The following is a 21409-nucleotide window of genomic DNA, read 5'->3' on the forward strand; positions in this document are numbered from 1 at the left end:
TTCCTGTCGGGGTGCTGCGCGCCGGCCGCGCCGGAGCGCAGCACCCCCCACCTCATCCGCTACGCGCACTGCCGCGTCGTCACCGACGGAAGTGAACCTGTGACTCAACAACAAGTACCGCCCACCTCGACGCTCGACCTCGCCGCCGAGTTCCTCGACCGCCGCACACCGCTGGACCGCATCCGCGGTGTCCTTCACCGGTATCCGGCCATCAGCCCGGCCATCGTGCTGATCCTGGCGATCATCGTCTTCGGCAGCATCAACCCCCGATTCTTCGCGCCGGCGAACCTGTCGCTCGTGCTGGATCAGGTGTCCGTGGTGGGGACGGTCGCGATCGCGCAGACCCTCATCATCCTCACGGCCGGCATCGACCTCTCCGTCGGCGCCGCCATGATCCTCGCCTCGATGGTCATGGCGCAGACGGCCTACGATAACGGCTTCCCGGCACCGATCGCCCTGCTCGCCGGTCTCGTCGCCGCCCTTGCCGCCGGGGCCCTCAACGGGTTCCTCGTCACCAAGGTGAAGCTGCCGCCGTTCATCGCGACGCTGGGCACGTTCAACATCTTCGTCGCCCTCACCCTGCTCTACAGCGGCGGGCAGACGATCCGGCGCGCGGAGATGCCCGAGCTCCTCACCTGGACGGGGACCGCCTTCCCCATCGGCGACGTGAGGCTCACCGTCGGCGTGCTGATCATGCTCGTCCTGTACGGAATCGTCGCGTACGTCCTCGGCCGGACGGCCTGGGGTCGTCACGTCTACGCCGTCGGGGACGACGCCGAGTCGGCCCGTCTCGCCGGCATCTCGACCGGCCGGGTGCTGATGAGCGTCTACATCGCCGCCGGAGCGGTCCTCGCCGTCGCCGCGTGGATCCAGATCGGACGATCCGGAGCCGCCAGCCCCAACGCCGGCGCCGACCTCAACCTCGATTCCATCACCGCCGTCGTCATCGGGGGCACGTCTCTCTTCGGCGGTCGCGGGCTCATCTGGGGGACGCTGCTCGGCGCCATCATCGTCGGGGTCTTCCGCAACGGCCTGTTCCTGGCCGGCGTCGACGGCCTCTACCAGACGCTCGCCATCGGCATTCTCGTCATCGTCGCCGTCGCGGTCGACCAGTGGATCAGAAAGGTACGCAAGTGACCCTCATCGAAGACGCCGTCCACCCGGCGCCCACCCCTCCGCAGACGCCCGTGCTCGAGGCCAGGCGCCTGGTCAAGACCTTCGGCCGCGTGGTCGGCCTGGACGGTGTCAGCCTGCAGCTGCACGCGGGCGAGGTGCTCGCGATCATCGGCGACAACGGCGCCGGCAAGTCGACCCTCGTGAAGTGCCTGACCGGGGCCTACATCCCGGACGAGGGGACCCTGCTGCTCGACGGCAAGGAGGTGCACTTCAAGCGGCCGCAGGATGCGCGGGCCGCGGGGATCGAGACCGTGTACCAGAACCTCGCCGTGTCACCCGCGCTCGACGTCGCGGCCAACCTCTTCCTCGGACGCGAACGACGCAAGCCGGGAATCGCCGGGTCGGTGTTCCGGGCGCTCGACAAGTCGGGCATGAGGAAGGAGGCGCGCGACCAGGTCCAGAAGCTCGGCATCTCGACCCTCCAGGATGTCAGCGTCGCCGTGGAGAACCTCTCCGGCGGACAGCGCCAGGCCGTCGCCGTCGCGCGCGCTGCGGCATTCGGCTCCAAGGTCGTCGTGCTCGACGAGCCCACTGCGGCTCTGGGCGTCCGCGAATCGAATCAGGTCCTGGAGCTGATCGGACGGCTCCGCGAGCAGGGGGTTCCCGTGATCCTCATCTCGCACAACATGCCGCACGTGTTCCAGGTCGCCGACCGGATCCACATCCAGAGGCTCGGCAAGCGCGCGGCGACCATCACCCCGCAGTCCCACTCCATGACGGATGCGGTCGCCATCATGACCGGTGCGGCACAGGCATGACGGCGGGCGCCCCTGCGACCACTGGTGCCGTGCCGACTTCGCCGGTGGTGCTGTATGCGGAGTTCACCGCGCAGCCGGGGTCGGAGGCCCATGTGGCGAGCCTCATCCTCGGCTACGCGGACAGCGTCCGGGCCGAGCCCGGGAACGTCGCGTTCGAGGTCTATCGACGAGAAGACGAGCCTCTGAGGTTCTTCGTCTTCGAGACGTACCGCGACCGTGACGCCTTCGAAGCGCACCTCGCAGCGTCGGCCGGTCGTGCGTTCAATCAGGCGCTGCGGGAGCATATCCAGGGGTCCGGAAGCGATTTGAGCTTCCTCACGCCGGTGACGCGGGCATGACGACGGATGGGGCCCCCGCGGGGCCCACGTGGGATGTCCTGGTGATCGGGGAAGCGCTCATCGATGTGGTGGACGACGGCTCGCGCATCGTGGAGCACGTCGGGGGAAGCCCCGCGAACGTCGCCCTGGGCCTCGGCCGCCGGGGAGTGTCCGTCGGGCTGCTCACGCAGGTGGCCGACGACCTCCGCGGGCGCGCCGTTCTCGAGCACCTCAGCGGTTCCGCCGTCCACGTCCTGCCCGCGTCGCTGTCGGCCTCCCGCACCTCCGTCGCAGCCGCGCGAATCGGTCCGGACGGTCACGCGGAGTACGACTTCGACGTGCGGTGGGACGGCTTCGAGTCCCCGGCGGGCACCGCGCGGATCGTCCATACGGGGTCCATCGCCGCGTTCATGGAGCCGGGCGCGACCGCGGTCCGGCAAGCCCTGGCGCGGACGCAGGCCGAAGAGATCACCTTCGACCCCAACATCAGGCCCGACCTCGTCGGCGACCGCCCGCACACCGTGGCCGCATTCGAGCTGCTCGCCCGTCTCGCAACGGTCGTGAAGCTCAGCGACGAGGATGCGTCCTGGCTCTACCCCGCCCTGTCGGCGGAATCGGCGATCGTCACGGTCCTGGAGCTCGGGCCACGGCTGGTGGTGCTGACGCTCGGCGCGGAAGGCGCCATCCTCGCGACCCGCACCGAGCGCGTCCGCATCCCCGCGGTGAGCATCGACGCCGTGGACACGATCGGTGCGGGCGACACTTTCATGGCATCGCTGATCCACTCCCTGCTCGACCGCGGCAGCGCAGGACTTCGACAGGAGGAGCTCGAGGCCATCGGCCAGGCAGCGACTCGGGCCGCCGCGCTCACCGTGTCACGAGCCGGCGCCGACCTCCCCTGGGCGAGGGAACTCGACATCGTCTAGGGCGGTCCGGTCCCACGATGGGGCGGCTCTTGTCCGGCCGCGCTGTGACCGCTAACATGGCGAAACGCCGTGGAGGTGGATCGATAAACCTTCGCGGACCTCACCGCCGCTTGCCGGCCCCCACAGCTGCGTCGGCTCGCCCCGGGCGCCGCAGATACGAAGGAGTATCCCTCGATGGTCAGTCCTCCCACCCTGCGTTCGCGCAGGGCCCGCGCCGCCGCGCTCGTCGCCGCCTCCTCGCTGTGCCTCGGCGTCGTCGTGGCGACCCCGGCCATGGCGGAGCCCGTGTATCCGGACATCACCGAAGGGCTCGTCCACCACTTCGAGCTCGATGAGTCCTCCGGCGCGGTCGTGGCGAACTCCGGATCGGCGGGCGCGTCGGCCGACGCGGTGCTCGTGAACCCCGAGAAGGCGGCGCGGGGAGCCGACGGCATCCGATTCAATCCCGACGACTACGCCGACGCACTCTCCGGAGCGTACGTGCGGCTGCCGGCCGACCTCACCGCCGGGATGGCGGCGGTCACCGTCGACTACGACATCTGGATCGACCCGGCGAACGTCGGCGAGCACCAGATCTGGGGCTTCGGCAACAAGACCTCCTGCGACACCGCCGGTGGCCAGCAGGGTCAGCTCTTCTCGTCGAACACCCAGCGGCTCCGGGTGGCGGCCGGGACGGTGAACGTGCAGCAGAACCGGGTCCGCCTTCCGGAGGGGGTCTGGAAGCACGTCACGTACACGCAGGCGCCGAACGCCGGCGGCACGACCTGGACCGGCACGCTGTATGTCGACGGCGTCCAGCACGCGCAGTCGGCGACCATCACCACGCCCCCGTCCGTCAACGCGGCCGGGACGAACTGCAACTTCCTGGCGCGCTCGCAGGTGCCCGGCAACTACTCCTTCCGCGGCACCCTGTCGGACTTCCGGGTCTACGACCGGAGCCTCAGCGCCGGAGAGGTCGTCACGCGCGCGGCCCAGGGCAATGACGAGGGGGTCGAAGCGGATGCCGCGGCCATCGATCTCGGTCTGACGAGCGCCGTCGTCGAGGACCTCGAGCTTCCGAAGACCGGGACCGTCGCGGGCTCCACCATCACATGGGAGTCCTCGGACCCGTCCGTCATCGCCGTCGTGACGCCGCCCACCGCCGCGACCGCTCGAAAGGTGCCGATCCGGGGCGTCATCACCCGCCCGGCGCTCGGCGCCCCCGACGCCACCGCGGTGCTCACGGCCACCCTGCGCAAGGGCGGTCAGGCCGTCGCCCAGCGGGAGATCCCGATCACCGTGGCCGCCGAGTTCGACGCGGCGCACTCGGTCGACCGTGACGCCCTGGATCTCGAGCTCCACGCCGTCGACGATGTCCGCGGCAACATCGATCTGCCGGGTGAAGGCCGCTGGGGCTCCGAGATCACGTGGGAGTCGAGCTCGGCTTCCATCTCCCCGACCGGCGAGGTGACACGACCGGCCTACGGCCACCCGGCTGTCGAGGCGACCCTCACGGCGACGATCGCCAAGGATGGGGCCGAAGTCGAGAAGTCGTTCGATGTCGTCGTGTCGCCGCTGCCGCGCGAGGAGGAGAAGGAGAGGTACTTCCTCGGCTACTTCAAGGGCGAGGGCATGGCCGACGGCGAACAGATCATGTTCGCGACGTCCAACGGCAACACCGCGCTCGACTGGACGGGGCTCACCGGAGGGTGGCCCTCGCTGGTGTCGCAGCTCGGCGATCAGGGTCTGCGCGATCCGCACATCGTGCGGTCGCCCGACGGCGACACGTTCTACATGATCGCCACGGACTTGAACTGGTACGACCAGGGCGGGTACGCGATCAACGACACGCAGTACATCGAGGTCTTCGAGTCGCACGACCTCGTGAACTGGACGCCGCAGCGCCACGTGAAGGTCGCTCCGAACGACGCCGGGAACGCCTTCGCTCCCGAGTCGCTGTGGGTCGAGGAGATCGGCGCCTACGCGGTGTTCTGGGCGCAGTCGCTGTGGAACGACCCGGTGAACCGCACCGGGCAGGGCAACGCGCAGATGTGGTACAACGTGACGCGCGACTTCCAGACCTTCTCGGAGCCGAAGGTGTGGCAGAACCCCGCGCCGCAGTCGCGCATCGACACCACGGCGATCAAGGTGGGCGACGAGTACTACCGCGTCACGAAGAACGAGGCGGGCAACGCCGGCTCGGACATCTTCTCCGAGAAGCACACCGACTTCCTCGACAGCGACATCAACGCCTGGGAACTCGTCGCACCCGCCCTCGGGCGCACCACGTGGCAGGCCACGGCGGGCTACGAGGGACCGGTCATCTTCGAGGCGAACCCCGGTGACACCGCCTGCCCCGGTCAGTTCTACCTGTGGGGCGACCGCTACACCAACGGCGGCGGCTACCAGGCCGCGTGCGAGGCGAACATCGAGGCGGCGACGTGGCAGCCGAAGACGATCACCATGACGAACGCCGGCGTGCCGCGTCCGCGTCACGGCACGGTGATCCCCATCACACTGCGCGAGTGGAACAGCATCCGGGGCATTCCCAACGACGATGTCGCCACGACCGTCGAGGTCGAGGTCGACGACGTGCGGGAGGGCGAGGCGGTCGACGTCAGCGCGTCGGTGGCTGCTGCCGACGGGTTCCAGACGGGTGGCCGGGTGCGCTTCAGCCTCGGCGACTGGTCGGAGACCGTCTACCTCGAGGACGGCGAGGCCTCGGCGACGATCCCGGCCGGCCTCGAGCACGGGAGCCGGAGCGTGACCGCCCAGTTCCTGGAGTTCGACATCCTCGAGGGGTCGGAGGCGACCGCCTCGTTCCAGGTGCTGCCGGCCGTCAGCGCGTCCGTGTCGGTCACGGGGCGCTGCGTCGCGGGCAAGGCGGTGCTCGCCGTGGTCGTCGCCAACGACGATGAGCGTGAGATCCGCGTCCGGCTCGACACCGCCTACGGTGCGAAGCAGATCGCGGCCATCGCCCCGGGGAAGAGTTCGGCATCCGCCTTCACCACGCGATCCGCGTCGATTCCGGCCGGGTCCGTGACGGCGACGGTCTCGGCCCCGGACGGAGCGGAGCGGGTGCAGTCGGTCTTCCAGGCCGGACACCCGGGACTGTCCTGTTCGCCGTAGGCCGCACAGGTGGGGAGTCGCTTCGGGCGGCTCCCCACCGCGGCACGCGGTCAGCGCGTCGAGTCGCGGGCGACCAGGCGTGTGGGGATCATGACGTGGTCGGGAGCGACGCCGGGCCCACCGCTTCCCAGTCGCGCCATCATGATCGCCACGATGCGTTCGGCCATGGCGTCGTTGCCCGGTTCGATGGTGGTGAGCCGAGGCATGGTGAATGCGCTGGCACGCACGTTGTCGAAGCCCACGACCTGCACGTCGGCGGGCACTCGGAGGCCTCGGTCCCCGATGGCGCGCAGCGCGCCGAACGCCGCCGAGTCGGTGAGGGCGAAGATGCCGTCGATGTGCACTCCGGCGTCGAGGAGGGCCGTGACCGCCCGGTGTCCGTCGGCCATGTCGAGACCGCAGTCGACGATGAGCTCGGGTCTCACCTCGACGCCGTGGTCGCGATGCGCCTCGAGATAGCCCCGAGTCCGAAGCGTCTGCACAGACTCCGAGCCCGAAGCCGACCCGCCCAGGGCCACGATGGCGCGAGCGCCGCGCTCGATCAGATGGCTGGTCGCGAGCGCTCCGCCGCCGACGTTGTCCATCAGGACATGGTCGAAGCGCGTGGAGGTGGCGCGCTCGCCGAGGAGGATGATCGGCTTGGTCGGAAGGATCCGGTTGAGGTCGGCGGACTCGCTCGCGGCGATCGCGAGGATGAAGCCGTCGTATGTCTCGAGGTGCGACGCCGCCAGAGACTCCACCTCCGCACTCATGGCACCTCCCGTGTTCTCCGTCACGAGGCGGATGCCGCGGTCGGACAGGAGGTGCGAGAGACGCTCGGCGAGCTCGCCGTAGTACTCGGAGGCGAGCACGGGCACACCCAGCCCCACGATGCCGGTGCGGCCTTTGCGGAGCGAGCGGGCACTCTGGTTCAGCCGGTAGCCCAGTTCGTCGATGATCCGGGTCACGCGGTCGATCGTCTCCGCGCCGACGCGCTCCGTTCGTCCGTTGATCACGTTGGACACGGTCTGCGCCGAGACCCCCGCCTTCTCGGCGACGTCGTGCATCGTCACGTGCGGGTTGGCGTGCGGGATCTGTGGTCGTTCCATCCGAGTCGGTTCAGTTCGGAGCCGGGGGCTACGGCGACTCTATCGGCGAGGCCGCTCCCGCCGCGTCTTCCCGTCGGTCTGTTGCGCCGCATTGCTCGAGCGGAGAGGTGGTGCACGAGGTGACGAGGATGGATCAGCCCTCGGGGTCGAGCCACGGCAGGCCGACGCTCTATGACGTCGCCGCAGTGGCGGCGGTGTCGCACACGACTGTCGCCCGGGTGGTCCACGGTGAACCGGGCATGACCGAGGCGACGAGGAGGCGCGTGCGCCGTGCGCTGGCGCAGCTGGGCTACGAGCCGAATGCATCGGCGCGAGCGCTCGCCGAGCGGCGGCCGGCGGTGGGGGACAGCGCCGGGGCCATCGCGGCCCGAACGCCACCGGATGACGGCAGCCCGGTCGCCGCGGCGATCGCTCTCGGCCATCTGGCGGGACTGGGACACCGGTCCGTCGTTCGTGCGCGGGGCGGCACTGGCCCGACCGGCACGCTCCGGCCGGCGAAGATCGACGCGTCGGGGCCGCTCGTGACGGAGATCCCCTGCGATGAGCTGACGTCCGACGGCGGGTTCTACCTCGGCGGCGATGCGGCGCTGTTGAAGGGCGCCACAGCCGTGCTCGCCCCGAACCCCTCGTTCGCGCTCGGACTGATCAGGGGCCTGGAAGCCCGCGGCATCCGCGTCCCGGAGCACGTCAGCGTGCTCAGTCTCGAGGACTCGAGCGATGCCGCGCACTACGCGCCGTCGCTCACGGCGGTGGGAGGGGCAGGTGCCGAGGCAGCGCCGCGCCTGTGCATCCGTGACTCGACAGCTCCGGCGAGTCCGCCTGAGATCACCGGCCCTGAGGAGAACTCAGGGCCGTCCTCGCACCGCGGTTCGCGGGTCGGGGGATGAGGCCACGCGTCATCCATCGTCCACCGAGGGCGGCCAGGAGGACGACGGGCGCCGTCGCGAGAAGTGCTCCCGCGAAGACGAGCGCGTAGTCCACCCCGTACTCGCTCTGCAGGGCGCTGAGGGCCACCTGGATCGTCTGCGAGTCCGGGGACCGGAGGACGATGAACGGCCACATGAAGTCGCTCCACGTGCTCACGAAGAGGATGCCCGCGAGGACAGCGGCGCCGGGGCGCACGAGGGGGAGCGCCACGTGCCAGAAGGCCCGTCCGGGCCCGCAGCCATCCAGGGAGGCCGCGGCGAGCAGCTCGTCCGGCAGCGCCGCGGCGATGTGCTGACTCATCCAGAAGACGCCGAAGGCGCTGGCCAGGCCCGGGACGATGACGGCCGAGAGCGAGTCGACCCAACCCAGCGCCGACACGAGGAGGTAGCTCGGGATCACCGCCAGCTGTGCGGGGAGCGTCAGGCCGACGAGCACGACTGCGAAGAGGACGTGCCGCCCCGGGAAGCGCAGCTTGGCGAACGCATAGCCCGCCAGCGCACAGAGCAGTGCGCCGCCGACCGCGACGCATGCCGCGGCCAGGACAGAGTTGAGCACGGCCCGGGAGAAGGAGACCGTCGCCAGCACCCGTTCGAGGTTCGCCGAGAGATCGCCGCCGGGCAGCAGTGGAGGGGGAAAGGTGGTGGCGGTCGCCGAGTCGCGGGTGGCCACGATCACCATGAACCAGATCGGGGCCCAGCACACGACGGCAGCAATGACGAGCAGGGCGCTCGCCGACCCGCGCCGGCGACCGATCACGCGACCCACCCCCAGCGGCGCGACAGCGCGAGGCCGCCGCCGACGACGCCGGCGGCGAGCACGAACACGGCACTGGCCACTGCGGCGGCGTATCCGAACTGGAAGTCGCGGAAGCCCGTCTCATAGACCAGGAGCGCCAGAGTCTGACACTGACGGGCCGGACCGCAGGTGATCCGCCCCGGGTCGACGAGGAGCGGCTCCGTGAACAGCTGCAGTGCGCCGACGACCGAGGTGAGGCAGCAGAACGCGATCACGGGGCCGAGGATCGGGAGCGAGACGAAACGGAACGTCGCCCATCCGCCGGCGCCGTCCATCTCGGCGGCGCGGAAGATGTCGCGCGGCACGGCATCGAGGACGGCGAACATGAGCAGCGTCGTGAACCCGAACCACCGCCAGGCGACCATCGCCGCGACCACGATCCGGGCACCGAAGGGGTCGGAGAGCAGTCCGTCCCCCTCCGCCCCCCAGCCGGCGGCGACGGTGGCGAGCAGTCCGTAGTCCCGATCGACGAGCTGTGCGGCGAGGATCGCGACCACCGCGCCCGAGGTGACGTACGGCACGAGGAACGAGATGCGGAGTACCCCGGCGAAGCGCCCGCGGACGACCTGGAGCGCGTGCGCGAGTACGAGCCCGACCACGACCTGAGCGGCCGTCGCCAGGGCCGCGATGATGAGGGTGCTGGTGGTGGCGGTCCAGAACCGCGGATCACCCGCGAGGCGCACGAAGTTGTCGGCACCCACCCAGCGCTGCCCGCCCAGCGGGTCCCACTCCCACCAAGCGAGCGCGAAGGTCGCGACGGACGGGAGCACGGTGAACACCAGGAAGAGCACGAAGAACGGTGCGAGGAAGACGTACGGGGCCGCCGCATCCCACCGGCTTCGCGTCCTACGCGGAGCAGGTTGTTCGATCAAGGGCCGCCCGCCGGCACTGCGGCGTCCACCGCCGCCCGCAGAGACGCCCAGGCTTCGTCGGCGTCGAGCGACCCCTGTTCCACCGACTCGAGCGCCTGCAGGAACGCGCGGTTCACCGTCGACGTCGCCGGGCCCTGCGGCACCGCGCCGCGGTCGAGCAGAGAGCTCGTCAGCACCGCGCCGATCGCCGAGGGGCCGAAGAAATCGTCGGCGTACGCTGCGATCTCCTCGTCGCGGTAGGGCGCGATGGCCGCGGGCAGCGGTCCGCCCGCAGCGAAGTGCTCGCTCTGCGCGTCCGGCGACTGGGTGGCTGCGATGTAGTCCCACGCCTTTTCAGGATGACGCGATCGGGACGGGATCGCGAGATAGCTGCCGCCCCAGTTGCCGGTGATTCCCGGCACGGAGGTGATGCGCCATCGCCCCTCGGTCTCGGGGGCCGTCGACTCGATCACTCGCAGCATCCAGGACGGGGCCGCCGTCACGGCGAAGTCGCCGCGCGCCATGCCCGCCGACCAGCCCGCCGAGAACGCCGCCAGGCCTCGGCTGATCCCGGCGTCGTGGGCGTCGAGTGCTGCGTCGAAGGCGGTCCTCAGCTCGTCGTTGTCGTCGAGCGCGAGTTCGCCGTCCGCGGCGTAGTACTTGATCGGGAGCTGGTTGACGGCGTTGACGAACATGGTCGTGCTGATGTTGTCGAGGAACGCGGCGTCGGACCGGGCCGCGAACTCCGCGCCGACCCGGACGAACTCCTCCCACGTGGGCCAGAGCGCCGCCACCTCGGCAGGATCCGTCGGCAGGCCGGCCTCGGCGAAGAGATCGGCGCGGTAGGCGAGCGCCATGCCGCCGACATCGGTGGGGATGCCGATCACCCGGCCCGACGCGGTGGTCGCCGCATCCCACGCCCACGGCAGGTAGTCCGCGGCGAGCTCGTCGGCGCCGAACTCGCGGAGATCGCGGAAGTGACCGTCGGCCGCGACGAAGCGGGGGAGGTCCTCTTCCTGGATCAGCACGAGGTCGGGCGCGTTCCCTCCGGCCAGTGCCGCGGTCAGCGCGTCGGCGGTCTCGGTCGAGGTCCCCACCTCGCTGAGCGTGATGCGCGCCTCGGGATGCGCGCGGAGGTAGCGCTCGACCTGCGCGGCCTGCTGGATGCCCGTGAAGGACCAGAAGACGACGGTCTCCTCCGCCGGAGCGGCGCACCCGGCGACGATGACCGAGACTCCGAGCACGAGCGCGCCGAACCGCCGCGGTGGGTGTCCCGAGGCCTGCCGACGGCCGCGCGGGGGCACTTCCCGGCACACGCGCCGCGCACCCCGGAGGCGGGACATGCTGCTTCGCATGAACGCTCCTTCGCGTCGAGCGGCGGGTGGACAGCGGCGGGTCGCCACCCCGGCTCCCTCATCATGCCGGTTTCTGATAGCGCGAACAACCGGGCGGAGGAAGCTCTTGTGAGCGCGAACTGTGACCGCTAACATGCAGAGCATCCGCCAACGAGGCCGGGGCGCACGCAGCAGTGCCCTTACGTCTGGGGCAAGGGGAAACCTGGCCCGGTCCGTCGTTCCCCCCGCGAAGAGAAGCGGTGCAGGTGGAGCAAGGTTGATCGATCAATGAGGAGGAAACCTTGACCAAGGAGATGACACATCGTGCGGCTCTTCGCCGCAGGATCGCGGGCGCCGTGGGCGCTGCGGTCGCAGCCACGGCACTCATCGTCAGCGGGCTGGCCGCCCCGGCGACGGCGGCCGACGAGGAGCTGATCGTCAACGGCGGCTTCGAGAACGGCAGCCAGAGCTGGTTCGTGAACAACGGGAACGCGACGGACGGAGCGGTCCTGTCGATCGTCTCGGACGCCTACTCGGGTGCATCCGCGGCGAAGGTCAGCGGCCGGACCACGACCGGTTCGGGCCCCATGCAGGACTTGAGCGGCAAGGTGCAGGCCGGGCAGACCTACAGCATCAAGGCGCGGGTGAAGTACGACAACGCCAGCAGCCCCGCGACGAAGCAGTTCTTCGCGACCATGCACTACGGCGGCTCGACCTACACGAACCTGGGCAGCACCACGCCCGCGCGCGGCCAGTGGGGCTACATCAACACGACGTTCACCATCCCGGCGACCCAGAGCGTGGCGACCGCCCGGCTCTTCATCGAGACGCCGTGGACGGCCAGCCCGGCGACCGACCCCAACACGCACCTGATGGACTTCGTCGTCGATGACGTGTCGCTCATCGGGACGCCGCCTCCGCCGCCCCCCTCGAAGACCATCGAGGTCGTCGGCAAGGTGCCGGGAGAGCACAACCCGCTCATCGGACACAAGTTCGGGGCCGACGGCTTCGGCTACGCCGAGGACGGCCGCGTGTACATGTTCATGACGAACGACACGCAGGGCTACGCGCCCGATCCGGTGACGGGCATCTCGGCCGGCATCAACTACGGCAACATCAACCAGATCACGCTGATCTCGTCCGAGGACCTCGTGAACTGGACCGACCACGGCGAGATCCAGGTCGCGGGCCCACAGGGCGTGGCGCCGTTCACGGCCAACTCGTGGGCGCCGGGCTTCGCCAAGAAGATCGTGAACGGCGAGGAGAAGTACTTCCTCTACTACGCGAACGGCGGCGGCTCGAGCAACGTGGTCACGGGCGAGAGCCCGCTCGGACCGTGGGAGAGCGAGCGCACCAGCACGCTCATCAACGGCACGACGCCGGGTGCCGAGACGGTGGCATGGAAGTTCGACCCCGCCCCGCTCGTCGACAAGGACGGCAAGCAGTACCTCTACTTCGGCGGAGGCCCGGCGTCGACCAGCATGCCCGCGGCGGAGCGGTACAACAACCCGAAGAACATCCGCGTCATCGAGCTCGAAGACGACATGGTCACCACCAAGGGCTCGGCGATGGTCGTCGACACGCCGGTCTCCTTCGAGGCCGGCCACGTCTTCGAGCGTGAGGGCAAGTACTACCTGTCCTACTCGTCGCACTTCGGCGGCACCGACTTCGGCGGCAGCCAGACGCCTCTGCCGGGGTACCCGGGTGGGGGCCAGATCGGCTACATGATCTCCGACAGCCCGACGAACTTCCCCAAGGAGAAGTACGCGGGCGTGCTGTTCCCGAACCAGTCGCAGTTCTTCGGCGCAGGCACGGGCGGCAACAACCACCAGTCGGTGTTCGAATTCGAGGGCAAGTACTACTTCACGTACCACGCACCGACGCTCAACAAGCGGATCAACGGGAACACCACCCAGGGATACCGCAGCCCGCACATCGAAGAGCTGAAGTTCAACGCTGACGGCACGGCCCAGCAGGTCGTCGGCACCTACGCCGGCGTGGAGCAGGTGCACGACTTCGACGCGTACCGCACGTTCGAAGCCGAGACCTTCGGCTGGAGCAAGGGGATCGCGACGCAGAAGGTGACCGGGGGCTCCGCGCAGTTCGGGGCGACGGCGCCGAACCTCGTCGTGAAGGACATCGACAACGGCGACTGGACGGCGCTGTCGTCGGTCGACTTCGGCGATGCCGGGGCCGCGTCGGTGACGGTCAAGGTGAAGCCGCTCCAGGGCGGCGGAGCGATCACGGTCCGCTCGGGCAGTGAGACGGGCGCCGTGCTCGGCACGATCCCCGTCACGGGCACGACCGGTGAGTGGACAGAGCTGACGGCCGAGCTGACCGGCGCCGCCGGCGCACAGGACGTGTTCTTCACGTACAGCGGCGCCACCGGCGATCTGTTCGAGCTCGACACGTGGACCTTCGCCGAGGCGGAGCAGCGTTCGCTGGACGTCACGGCCGAGGCGGCGACGCGCTGCGTCGCCGGCAAGTCCGTGCTCACGGTGAAGGTGACGAACGGTGAAGAGGTCTCCGTGGCCGCGTCGACGGTGACGTCGTACGGCTCGAAGGCCGTGACGGTCGCGGCCGGAAAGTCGGTCTCGAGCGCTTTCACCACCCGCCTCGGAGGCACTCCGGCGGGGACGGCCGAGGTCTCGGTGACCGCGACCGTCGGCGGTGAAGAGCTGACCGGGGTCGTCGAGGCTCCGTACGCGGCTCGCACCTGCGGCTGATGCCGGCGGGGTGGCGGTCGGTGCGACCGGCCGCCACCCCGATCCAGTCATGACCCGACGCGGGGCGCGTCGGCAGACGGCGGCCGGATGGTCCGGCCGCCTGCGGATTCGGCGCGGATGACCCCGTCGAAGATCGGAGATCGAACGTGATGAAAAAGCCAGGCATGCTCTCCCGCGTCGCGGTCGGAGCGCTGGGCGGGATGCTGCTGCTCGGCGCCGCCGGCGCTGCGGTGGCCGACGAGCTGGACGACGAGGACGTGCAGGTGCAGGTCGACATCGAGGCGCTGCCGCCGGTCGGCGCTCTGACGATGAGTGTGGCGCCGGGTTCGGCCGCGCTGTCGGAGGTGGCCTCCGCCGACGAGGAGCTGCGCGAATTCACCGGCGTCCTGCCGACGGTGACCGTGTCCGACGACCGTGAGGAGGTCCCGGCGGACGTCTTCTGGTACGTCACCGGACAGTCCTCCGGGCTGAGCGCGGCCGGCGCGCCCGACATCGGGCCCGAGCACCTCGGATGGGTGCCGCGCCTGCTGACGGAGAACGACGGCGAGGTCGCCGAAGGACCCGAGGTAGGCACCGTCTTCGACGAGGCGCCGAACAACGTGGGTCTGGAGGCCGAGGAGTTCCTGGCCCTCGCGACGGACTCGGCCGCCGCGCACGCGGTGGGAACCTGGCAGGCGAACGCGGATCTGGTGCTGAAGACGCCCAAGGACGTCGCACCGGGCAGCTACTCGGGGACACTCACCCTCACCCTGTGGGAGGACTCGCTCTAACGCGGGCTGCTTTCACGCCGGGAGGGGCGGTCCGCGCGACCGTCCCTCCCGCACCGACCACCCTCCGCCGGCGCCGACGCCGGCGGCCGAGTCCACGCGGACTCTCCCCGCGCTGTCGACCCACGTCGGGCGGCGCCTCGACCTCTCGACGAAGGAGAAAGCGTTGTTCCACACATCCCTCTTCGGCGCGCCGCGCTCAGCGCGCTCGACCGGTCCCGACCGGTCTCGGCTCGTCCCGCCCCGCCGGCTGCGGCCGCTCGCCATCGGCAGTGCGGCTGTCATCGCCGCCGGTCTCCTGCTCGCCGCGCCCCCCTCCCATGCGGCAGAGCCCTGGCAGCCGGACTCCGGATACACGTCCACCGACAAGGGCGACGGCACGTACACCGTGCCGCTGTTCAACGCGGACGTGCCCGATGTCTCGGTGGAACGCGTTCCCGCGTCCGAGAACGACGAGGGCCGCGACATCTACTACATGATCAGCACCACGATGCACCTCAGCCCGGGTGCGCCGATCATGAAGTCGTACGACCTCGTGAACTGGGAGATCGTCAACTACGTCTTCGATCGGGCCGACATCAGCGACTCGTTCTCGCTGCGCAACGGTCAGTCGTCCTATGGCCAGGGTCAGTGGGCGTCCTCGATCCGCTACCACAACGGCAAGTGGTACGTGGCGTTCAACACCAACAACCTGGGCGGGTCGTACATCTATGTCACGGAAGACATCGACAACGGCTCGTGGGACCGGATCGCCCTGGGCCGGGCGTACCACGACCCCTCGCTGTTCTTCGACGTCGACGGAACCCCCTACATCTTCTATGGATCGGGCTCGACGAGCGCGGTCAAGCTCAGCACCGACATGAAGACGGTCGTGGCCGAGTATCCGCAGATCCTGCGCACATCCGATTACCCCGGGTCGTCGTTCCTCGGCGGCCTCTTCGAGGGCGCCCAGGTGCAGTACATCGACGGCAAGTACTACATCGTGATCATCACGTGGCCCTCGGGGCAGGGGCGGCAGGTCGTCCTGTTCCGCTCCGACGAGCTGCTCGGACGCTACTCGACGGCGGACGGCAGCAACCCCTACGAGGCGAAGGGGGTCCTCAACTCCAACGGGTTCGCCCAGGGAAGCCTCGTTCCCATCGAGGGGGACGACGGCTCGACGGAGTGGTCGGGGATGTTCTTCCGCGACACCTTCCCCATCGGCCGCATCCCCGCCCTCATCCCGGCGACGTGGACGGACGGCTGGCCCACCTTCGGCACGAACGGATCCGTGCCGGTGAACGGGGCGTTCGAGAAGCCGATCGAGCTCAGCCCTGCCGAAGCGCTCTATGAGCGCCAGAAGAGCATCGTCGTCTCGGACGACTTCGACAACGACGCACCCCAGCGCGCCTACATGGACGAGGAGTGGACCATTCCGGCCGCGCCCACCGTCGACCAGTCGCTCCTCGGAGTCGAGCTGTTCGCGAACCCCGGCTTCGAGAGCGGTGCGGACGGCTGGATCGTCAACGACACGGCGACCATCACGCCGTCGACGGATGCCGCCTCCGGTGCCGGATCGCTCCTGGTCAGCGGTCGCACGACGACAGGGTCGGGCCCCGCGCAGGACGTCTCCGGCAAGGTGCAGCACAACGTGACGTACGACCTCACCGCCAAGGTGAAGTACGAGAACCCGAACAGTCCCGCGACGAAGCAGTTCTTCCTCACCGCGCGCTACGGAGGCAGCACGTTCACCAACCTGGCCAGCGTCACCGCGACGCGCGGGCAGTGGGCGACGATCACGGGGTCGTTCACGGTTCCGTCGACGCAGAGCCTCTCGTCGATGCGGCTCTTCGTCGAGACGCCGTGGACGAGCAACGCCAACGCCTTGGCTGCACCGGACACGCATCTGATGGACTTCAAGGTCGACGACTTCTCGCTGAAGGGGCGGCCGCTCACGACCGAGCTCCCACACCCTGACGAGATCGGGCCGAACGGCTCGCGCCTGGCCCTGCAGTGGGAGTGGAACCACGCGCCCGACAACCGCTACTGGTCGCTGACCGACCGGGAGGGCTGGCTGCGCCTGACCACCGGGAAGGTTCTCACCGGCACGCTCAAGCACCTGAAGCTCGCGAACGACGACGAGGCCGCGTACCTCGAAGAGGCGCGCAACACGCTCTCGCAGCGGACCTTCGGACCGCGCCAGTCCGCCGAGACGAAGCTCGAGATCTCGGGCATGAAGAACGGCGATGTCGCCGGGCTCGCGGCGTACAACCGCGGCTTCTCGTACGTCGCGGTGAAGCGGGTGAACGGCGTGAACACCGTCGGCGTGGTCAACCGCACGCAGCCCTTCACGACGGCCATCGACCAGGCGGCTATCGAGAGCTTCCTGCCGGGGACGACCGCGGCGCTGGGCTCGGCATCCGAGGTTCACCTCAAGGCGGATCTCGACTTCGCCAACCCGACAGGACAGCTGTGGTCGACGTTCTCGTACAGCCTGGACGGCATCACCTGGACCCAGCTGGGCAACAGGGTGGGACCCCAGACCCTGGACGGAAGCCTCACGCACTTCATGGGTCACCGTGTGGGGCTGTTCAACTACGCCACCCAGCAGGCCGGCGGGCACGTCGACTTCGACCACTACCTGCTCAGCGACACGCTGACGTCGCAGAACCTCCCGCTCGACCGGAGCGACCTGGAGTCCGCGATCGCCCATGCGGCCACGCTCGACGAGGAGGACTATCCCGACGCGGAGTGGGATGAGCTCGAGGAGGTCCTCGCCGATGCGGAGGCGGCGAGCAGCCGTCCCGCGGGGACGCAGAACCAGCTCGACGCTCCGGAGCGCGCGCTGAGCCTGCAGCTGGCGCGGCTCGGGGTGCTCAAGGAGCCGGAGCCGTCGCTGGACCTCTCGCTGTCCACGGCGTCACGCTGCGTCGCCGGCAAGGTCGTGCTCACGGTGCAGGCGTCCAACGGCGAGCCCGCCGCGGTCTCGCTCTCGATGTCGACGCCGTTCGGCACCAAGGCGGCCACGCTGGCGCCGTCCAAGAGTGCGTCGTACGCCTTCACCTCGCGTCAGGTGTCGGTGCCCGCCGCTGCGGTCGAGGTCGAGGCATCCGCCACGATCGAGGGCGAGCTCGTGACCGTCTCGCTCGAGGAGCCGTATGCCGCGCGGTCCTGCGGCTGAGTGACCCTGTCGTGGGCGGTCGGATCCACGGATCCGGCCGCCCACGGCTGTGCAGGGAATCGCCGGTCGGAACCTCATCACTCCCCGCCGGCGCAACCCCCTGGCGAGCAGTGCGTCGGACACGCCAAGGTAGAGGAGCCCGGTGATCCACCGGCCGTCGACCGGCGGTCGACCCGCCAGCGAGCAGGGTGGACGGCACCGCAGCCGACCGACCAGAGCGGAGCGAGATGAACCACTTGCACGGCGGGCCTCGTCCTCCGTTCGCGGGTGCCGCTCAGGGCGCGGACTCCCGGTGCCCGAAGGTTCACCGGCGGAGCGCCGTGCGGTGACCGAGGCGACGGCATTCTGGGTGGAAGCGCCGGGGCGCGGCGCGCTGCGGACCGAGGAGCTCACCGACCCCCGTGCGGGCGAGGTGGTCGTGCGCACGCTGTACTCCGGCATCAGCCGCGGTACCGAGGCACTAGTCTTCCGCGGCGAGGTGCCGGCGAGCGAGCGCGACCGCATGCGCGCGCCGTTCCAGGCCGGCGAGTTCCCCGGACCGGTCAAGTACGGCTACCTCAATGTCGGCGTGGTCGAGCGCGGGTCGCCCGAGCTTGAGGGTCGCACCGTCTTCACGCTCTTCCCGCATCAGTCGGCCTTCGTGGTGCCCGAGTCGGCGGTGGCCGTGGTGCCCAGGGGCGTGCCCCCGCGCCGGGCGGTGCTCGCCGGCGCGGTCGAGACCGCCGTGAACGTCCTGTGGGATGCCGCGCCGCTCGTCGGCGACCGGATCAGCGTGATCGGCGCCGGGATGATCGGCGGATGCGTCGCCCGGCTCCTCGCCGGCATCCCCGGGGTCGATGTCGTCGTGGTCGACCAGGACCCGTCGAAGGCGACCGTGTGCGAGGCGCTCGGAGTGCAGTTCGCGACGCCCGACGAGGCGCCCTCCGACCGTGACCTCGTCATCGAGACGAGCGGGTCGGGGGAAGGACTGCAGCTCGCGCTGCAGTCGGCGGCGACCGAGGGGGAGATCATCGAGGCGAGCTGGTTCGGGGATCGCGCGGTGAGCCTCGCGCTCGGCGGGGCCTTCCACTCACGGCGGCTGACCATCCGCTCCAGCCAGGTCGGGATGGTCGCACCGAGGCGTCGAGGCACCCGCACGACGGCCGACCGCCTCGCGCTCGCACTCTCGCTGCTGGGGGATCCGGCCTTCGACTCGCTCGTCACTGGTGGCTCCTCGTGGCGGGAGCTCCCCGCACTGATGGCGGCGATCGCCGACGGGTCGTCCGCCGGCCTGTGCCACACCGTCGACTGGAGGGACTCCGCATGACCTACTCCGTCACCGTTCGCGACCACATCATGATCGCCCACAGCTTCACCGGCGAGGCGTTCGGACCGGCGCAGCGCCTGCACGGCGCGACGTACGTCGTCGATGCGACCTTCCGTGCGCCGACGCTCGATGACGACGGCATGGTCGTCGACATCGGCCGCGCGTCCGACGCGCTGCGCGGCATCCTGTCGTCGCTCTCGTATCGCAACCTCGATGACGAACCGGAGTTCCACGGGATCAACACCACGACCGAGCGGCTGTGCAGCACCATCGCGGAGCGACTCGTCACGGCCGCGCGCGGCGACTCCCTCGGCCCGGGCGGCGCCGCCATCTCGGCGATCGTCGTCACGCTGCACGAGTCGCACATCGCCTGGGCGTCGTACGAGGTGACGCTGTGACCACGGATGCCGCGACGACCGTCTACTTCCTCGTACCGGAGGGCGTCGACGATCCGGAGCGCGTCAGCGGCGGCAACGTGTTCGACCGGCGGCTGAGCAACGGTCTCTCACGGGCGGGATGGGAGGTGCGGCAAGTCGAGGTCGGGGTCGGGTCCGACGCGGAGGCCCGTGCGGCGCTGGCGGACGTGCCGACCGGAGGGCTGGTCCTCATCGATGGGCTGGTTGCCGGCCGGGCCGCCGACGCCGTCGAAGCCGGCGCCCGGCGACTCCGCATCGTCGTCCTCGCGCACATGGTCTCGGCATCCTTCGACGACCCGGATCCCCGGGCGATCGACGACGAGGAGCGGGTGCTGCGCGCCGCCCGACGCGTGATCGTCACGAGCGAGTGGACCCGATCCGAGCTGGTGGACCGGCGGATCGTGTCACCCGACCGTGTGTCCGTGGCGAGCCCGGGGGTCGACGAGGTCGCATCCGTGCGAGCGGGGACGCCGGCCGGGGGCGGGATGCTGTGCGTCGGGGTGGTCGCGCCGCACAAGGGCCAGGACCTCCTCGTCGAGGCGCTCGCGGGACTCGTCGCAAGGCCGTGGCACTGCACGATCACCGGGTCGCTGACCGCCGATCCGGTCTTCGCCGACCAGGTCGCGGCGCGCGCCGCCGACGCGGGGATCGCCGACCGAATCACGATGACCGGTGTCCTGACGGGCGACGAACTCGACGCCGAGTACCGCAACGCCGACCTCCTGGTGGCGCCTTCGCGCGTCGAGAGCTACGGCATGGCCATCGCCGACGCGCTGAGCCGCGGCATCCCCGTCGTGGCGACCGCTGTCGGCGGCATCCCCGCGACGGTGGCACCCGTGCAGGCCGCTCTGCTGGTGCCCCCGGAGCGCGCCGCCCTGCGCGCGGCGCTGGACTCCTGGCTCACCGACCCCGCGCTCCGCGCCCGACTGACTGCCGATGCGCGGCGGGCCGGTGCGGCTCTCCCGACCTGGAACGACACGATCGGCCGTGTCAGCGATGCCCTGGCGGGTGTGCCGTGAACCGCCCGTACGTCACCCTCAGCTGCGCCATGTCGATCGACGGGTATCTCGACAGCGAGTCGCCGCGGCGGCTCGCGATGTCCAACGCCGCCGACTTCGACCGGGTCGACCAGCTGCGCGCCGACAGCGATGCCGTCATGGTGGGCGCATCCACCCTTCGCCGCGACGACCCGCGTCTGCTCGTGCGGAGCGAGGATCGACGGGGCGAGCGGCTGGCCGCAGGGCGCAGCTCGTCGCCGTCGAAAGTCACGGTGACGGCCAGCGGCGACCTGCCCGCGGCATCCGCGTTCTTCCAGACCGGCGATGTCGACAAGCTCGTCTACTGTCCTCGCGAGAGCGAAGGTCGCATTCGCGGCCGACTGGACGGGCTCGCGACCGTCGTCGGTCTCGGCGAGCGGGTGAGCATGGCGGCCGTGCTCGATGATCTCGCCGGTCGGAATGTGGGCCGGCTGATGGTCGAGGGCGGGGGGCACGTGCTCACGCAGTTCCTCGTGCACGACCTCGTCGACGAGCTGCAGCTCGTCGTCGCACCGTTCTTCGTCGGAGAGGCCCGGGCGCCGCGGTTCGTCGAGCCGGGCCGCTTCCCCTGGACCGCCACGCGGCGAGCCACTCTGTTCGAGGCGCAGCCGATCGGAGACGTCGTGCTCCTGCGCTACGCGCTGTCGGAGCGGTTCGATCCCGAGGGGCCGCCCACGTCGCCCATACCGCTCCGCGCGGAATCCTGACGGCGGCGCC

General features: G+C 70.1%; 17 protein-coding genes. 13 read left to right on the top strand and 4 right to left on the bottom strand.

Translation table 11 applies throughout. The annotated features are described in order from the left end of the window. Nucleotides 1–99 precede the first annotated feature (99 nt). The 5 genes from SOM19_RS04925 to SOM19_RS04945 all read left to right on the top strand — a co-directional run bounded on the left by SOM19_RS04925 (nucleotide 100) and on the right by SOM19_RS04945 (nucleotide 6285). Nucleotides 100–1137 carry an ABC transporter permease gene (locus SOM19_RS04925; RefSeq protein ID WP_320485434.1) on the top strand — a complete coding sequence of 346 codons (1038 nt, stop codon included), beginning with the start codon at nucleotides 100–102 and terminating at the stop codon, nucleotides 1135–1137. Continuing rightward, a complete protein-coding gene (locus SOM19_RS04930; RefSeq protein WP_320485435.1) occupies nucleotides 1134–1934 on the top strand; it encodes an ATP-binding cassette domain-containing protein in 801 nt (266 codons plus the stop codon). Before SOM19_RS04925 ends, SOM19_RS04930 begins: the two co-directional genes overlap by 4 nt. 29 nt (nucleotides 1935–1963) lie before the next feature. Continuing rightward, nucleotides 1964–2272 (top strand): putative quinol monooxygenase, encoded by a 309-nt coding sequence (locus tag SOM19_RS04935; RefSeq protein ID WP_320485436.1) that lies wholly within the window; start codon nucleotides 1964–1966, stop codon nucleotides 2270–2272. A 41-nt stretch (nucleotides 2273–2313) separates the two neighbouring features. Then, nucleotides 2314–3177 (top strand): carbohydrate kinase family protein, encoded by an 864-nt coding sequence (locus tag SOM19_RS04940; RefSeq protein WP_320485437.1) that lies wholly within the window; start codon nucleotides 2314–2316, stop codon nucleotides 3175–3177. Nucleotides 3178–3351: 174 nt separating this feature from the next. After that, on the top strand, nucleotides 3352–6285 hold the full coding sequence (locus SOM19_RS04945) for an immunoglobulin-like domain-containing protein (RefSeq protein WP_320485438.1): 2934 nt from the start codon (nucleotides 3352–3354) through the stop codon (nucleotides 6283–6285). A 50-nt stretch (nucleotides 6286–6335) separates the two neighbouring features. On the opposite strand, the gene SOM19_RS04950 is transcribed toward SOM19_RS04945, so the two are convergent. Continuing rightward, nucleotides 6336–7373 (bottom strand): LacI family DNA-binding transcriptional regulator, encoded by a 1038-nt coding sequence (locus SOM19_RS04950; protein WP_320485439.1) that lies wholly within the window; start codon nucleotides 7371–7373, stop codon nucleotides 6336–6338. Between the two features lie 128 nt (nucleotides 7374–7501). Here SOM19_RS04950 and SOM19_RS04955 point away from each other — a divergent pair, with 128 nt between their 5' ends. Beyond that, nucleotides 7502–8260 (top strand): LacI family DNA-binding transcriptional regulator, encoded by a 759-nt coding sequence (locus SOM19_RS04955; protein ID WP_320485440.1) that lies wholly within the window; start codon nucleotides 7502–7504, stop codon nucleotides 8258–8260. Here SOM19_RS04955 and SOM19_RS04960 read toward each other — a convergent pair. From SOM19_RS04960 to SOM19_RS04970, 3 genes are read right to left on the bottom strand one after another with little or no spacing between them, the layout of a single operon-like run. Beyond that, a complete protein-coding gene (locus SOM19_RS04960) occupies nucleotides 8199–9056 on the bottom strand; it encodes a carbohydrate ABC transporter permease (protein ID WP_320485441.1) in 858 nt (285 codons plus the stop codon). The genes SOM19_RS04955 and SOM19_RS04960 overlap by 62 nt on opposite strands. Then, nucleotides 9053–9967, bottom strand: a complete 915-nt coding sequence (locus SOM19_RS04965; protein WP_320485442.1) for a carbohydrate ABC transporter permease — start codon at nucleotides 9965–9967, stop codon at nucleotides 9053–9055. The genes SOM19_RS04960 and SOM19_RS04965 overlap by 4 nt, the downstream gene beginning before the upstream one ends. Then, on the bottom strand, nucleotides 9964–11301 hold the full coding sequence (locus SOM19_RS04970) for an ABC transporter substrate-binding protein (protein WP_320485443.1): 1338 nt from the start codon (nucleotides 11299–11301) through the stop codon (nucleotides 9964–9966). Before SOM19_RS04970 ends, SOM19_RS04965 begins: the two co-directional genes overlap by 4 nt. Before the next feature lie 281 nt (nucleotides 11302–11582). On the opposite strand from SOM19_RS04970, the gene SOM19_RS04975 reads away from it, so the two are divergent. From SOM19_RS04975 to SOM19_RS05005, 7 genes are all read left to right on the top strand, one after another. Beyond that, entirely contained in the window at nucleotides 11583–14006 is a 2424-nt protein-coding gene (locus SOM19_RS04975; RefSeq protein ID WP_320485444.1) for a family 43 glycosylhydrolase, read from the top strand. Nucleotides 14007–14170: 164 nt separating this feature from the next. After that, complete coding sequence (locus SOM19_RS04980) at nucleotides 14171–14776, top strand: hypothetical protein (protein ID WP_320485445.1); 606 nt, start codon at nucleotides 14171–14173, stop codon at nucleotides 14774–14776. 163 nt (nucleotides 14777–14939) lie between these two features. Beyond that, a complete protein-coding gene (locus SOM19_RS04985; protein ID WP_320485446.1) occupies nucleotides 14940–17933 on the top strand; it encodes a family 43 glycosylhydrolase in 2994 nt (997 codons plus the stop codon). Between the two features lie 325 nt (nucleotides 17934–18258). Continuing rightward, the gene (locus tag SOM19_RS04990) at nucleotides 18259–19239 is read left to right on the top strand and encodes a zinc-dependent alcohol dehydrogenase (RefSeq protein WP_320485447.1); all 981 of its coding nucleotides are present in this window, start codon (nucleotides 18259–18261) and stop codon (nucleotides 19237–19239) included. After that, nucleotides 19236–19637, top strand: coding sequence for a 6-pyruvoyl trahydropterin synthase family protein (locus SOM19_RS04995; RefSeq protein ID WP_320485448.1), 402 nt, complete (start codon nucleotides 19236–19238; stop codon nucleotides 19635–19637). Before SOM19_RS04990 ends, SOM19_RS04995 begins: the two co-directional genes overlap by 4 nt. Continuing rightward, nucleotides 19634–20674, top strand: coding sequence for a glycosyltransferase family 4 protein (locus SOM19_RS05000; RefSeq protein WP_320485449.1), 1041 nt, complete (start codon nucleotides 19634–19636; stop codon nucleotides 20672–20674). Before SOM19_RS04995 ends, SOM19_RS05000 begins: the two co-directional genes overlap by 4 nt. Continuing rightward, nucleotides 20671–21399, top strand: coding sequence for a RibD family protein (locus tag SOM19_RS05005; RefSeq protein ID WP_320485450.1), 729 nt, complete (start codon nucleotides 20671–20673; stop codon nucleotides 21397–21399). Before SOM19_RS05000 ends, SOM19_RS05005 begins: the two co-directional genes overlap by 4 nt. The last annotated feature ends 10 nt before the right edge of the window (nucleotides 21400–21409 follow it).

It is taken from the genome of Microbacterium sp. CFBP9034, assembly GCF_034045255.1.
In the GTDB taxonomy this organism is placed as follows: Bacteria; Actinomycetota; Actinomycetes; order Actinomycetales; family Microbacteriaceae; genus Microbacterium.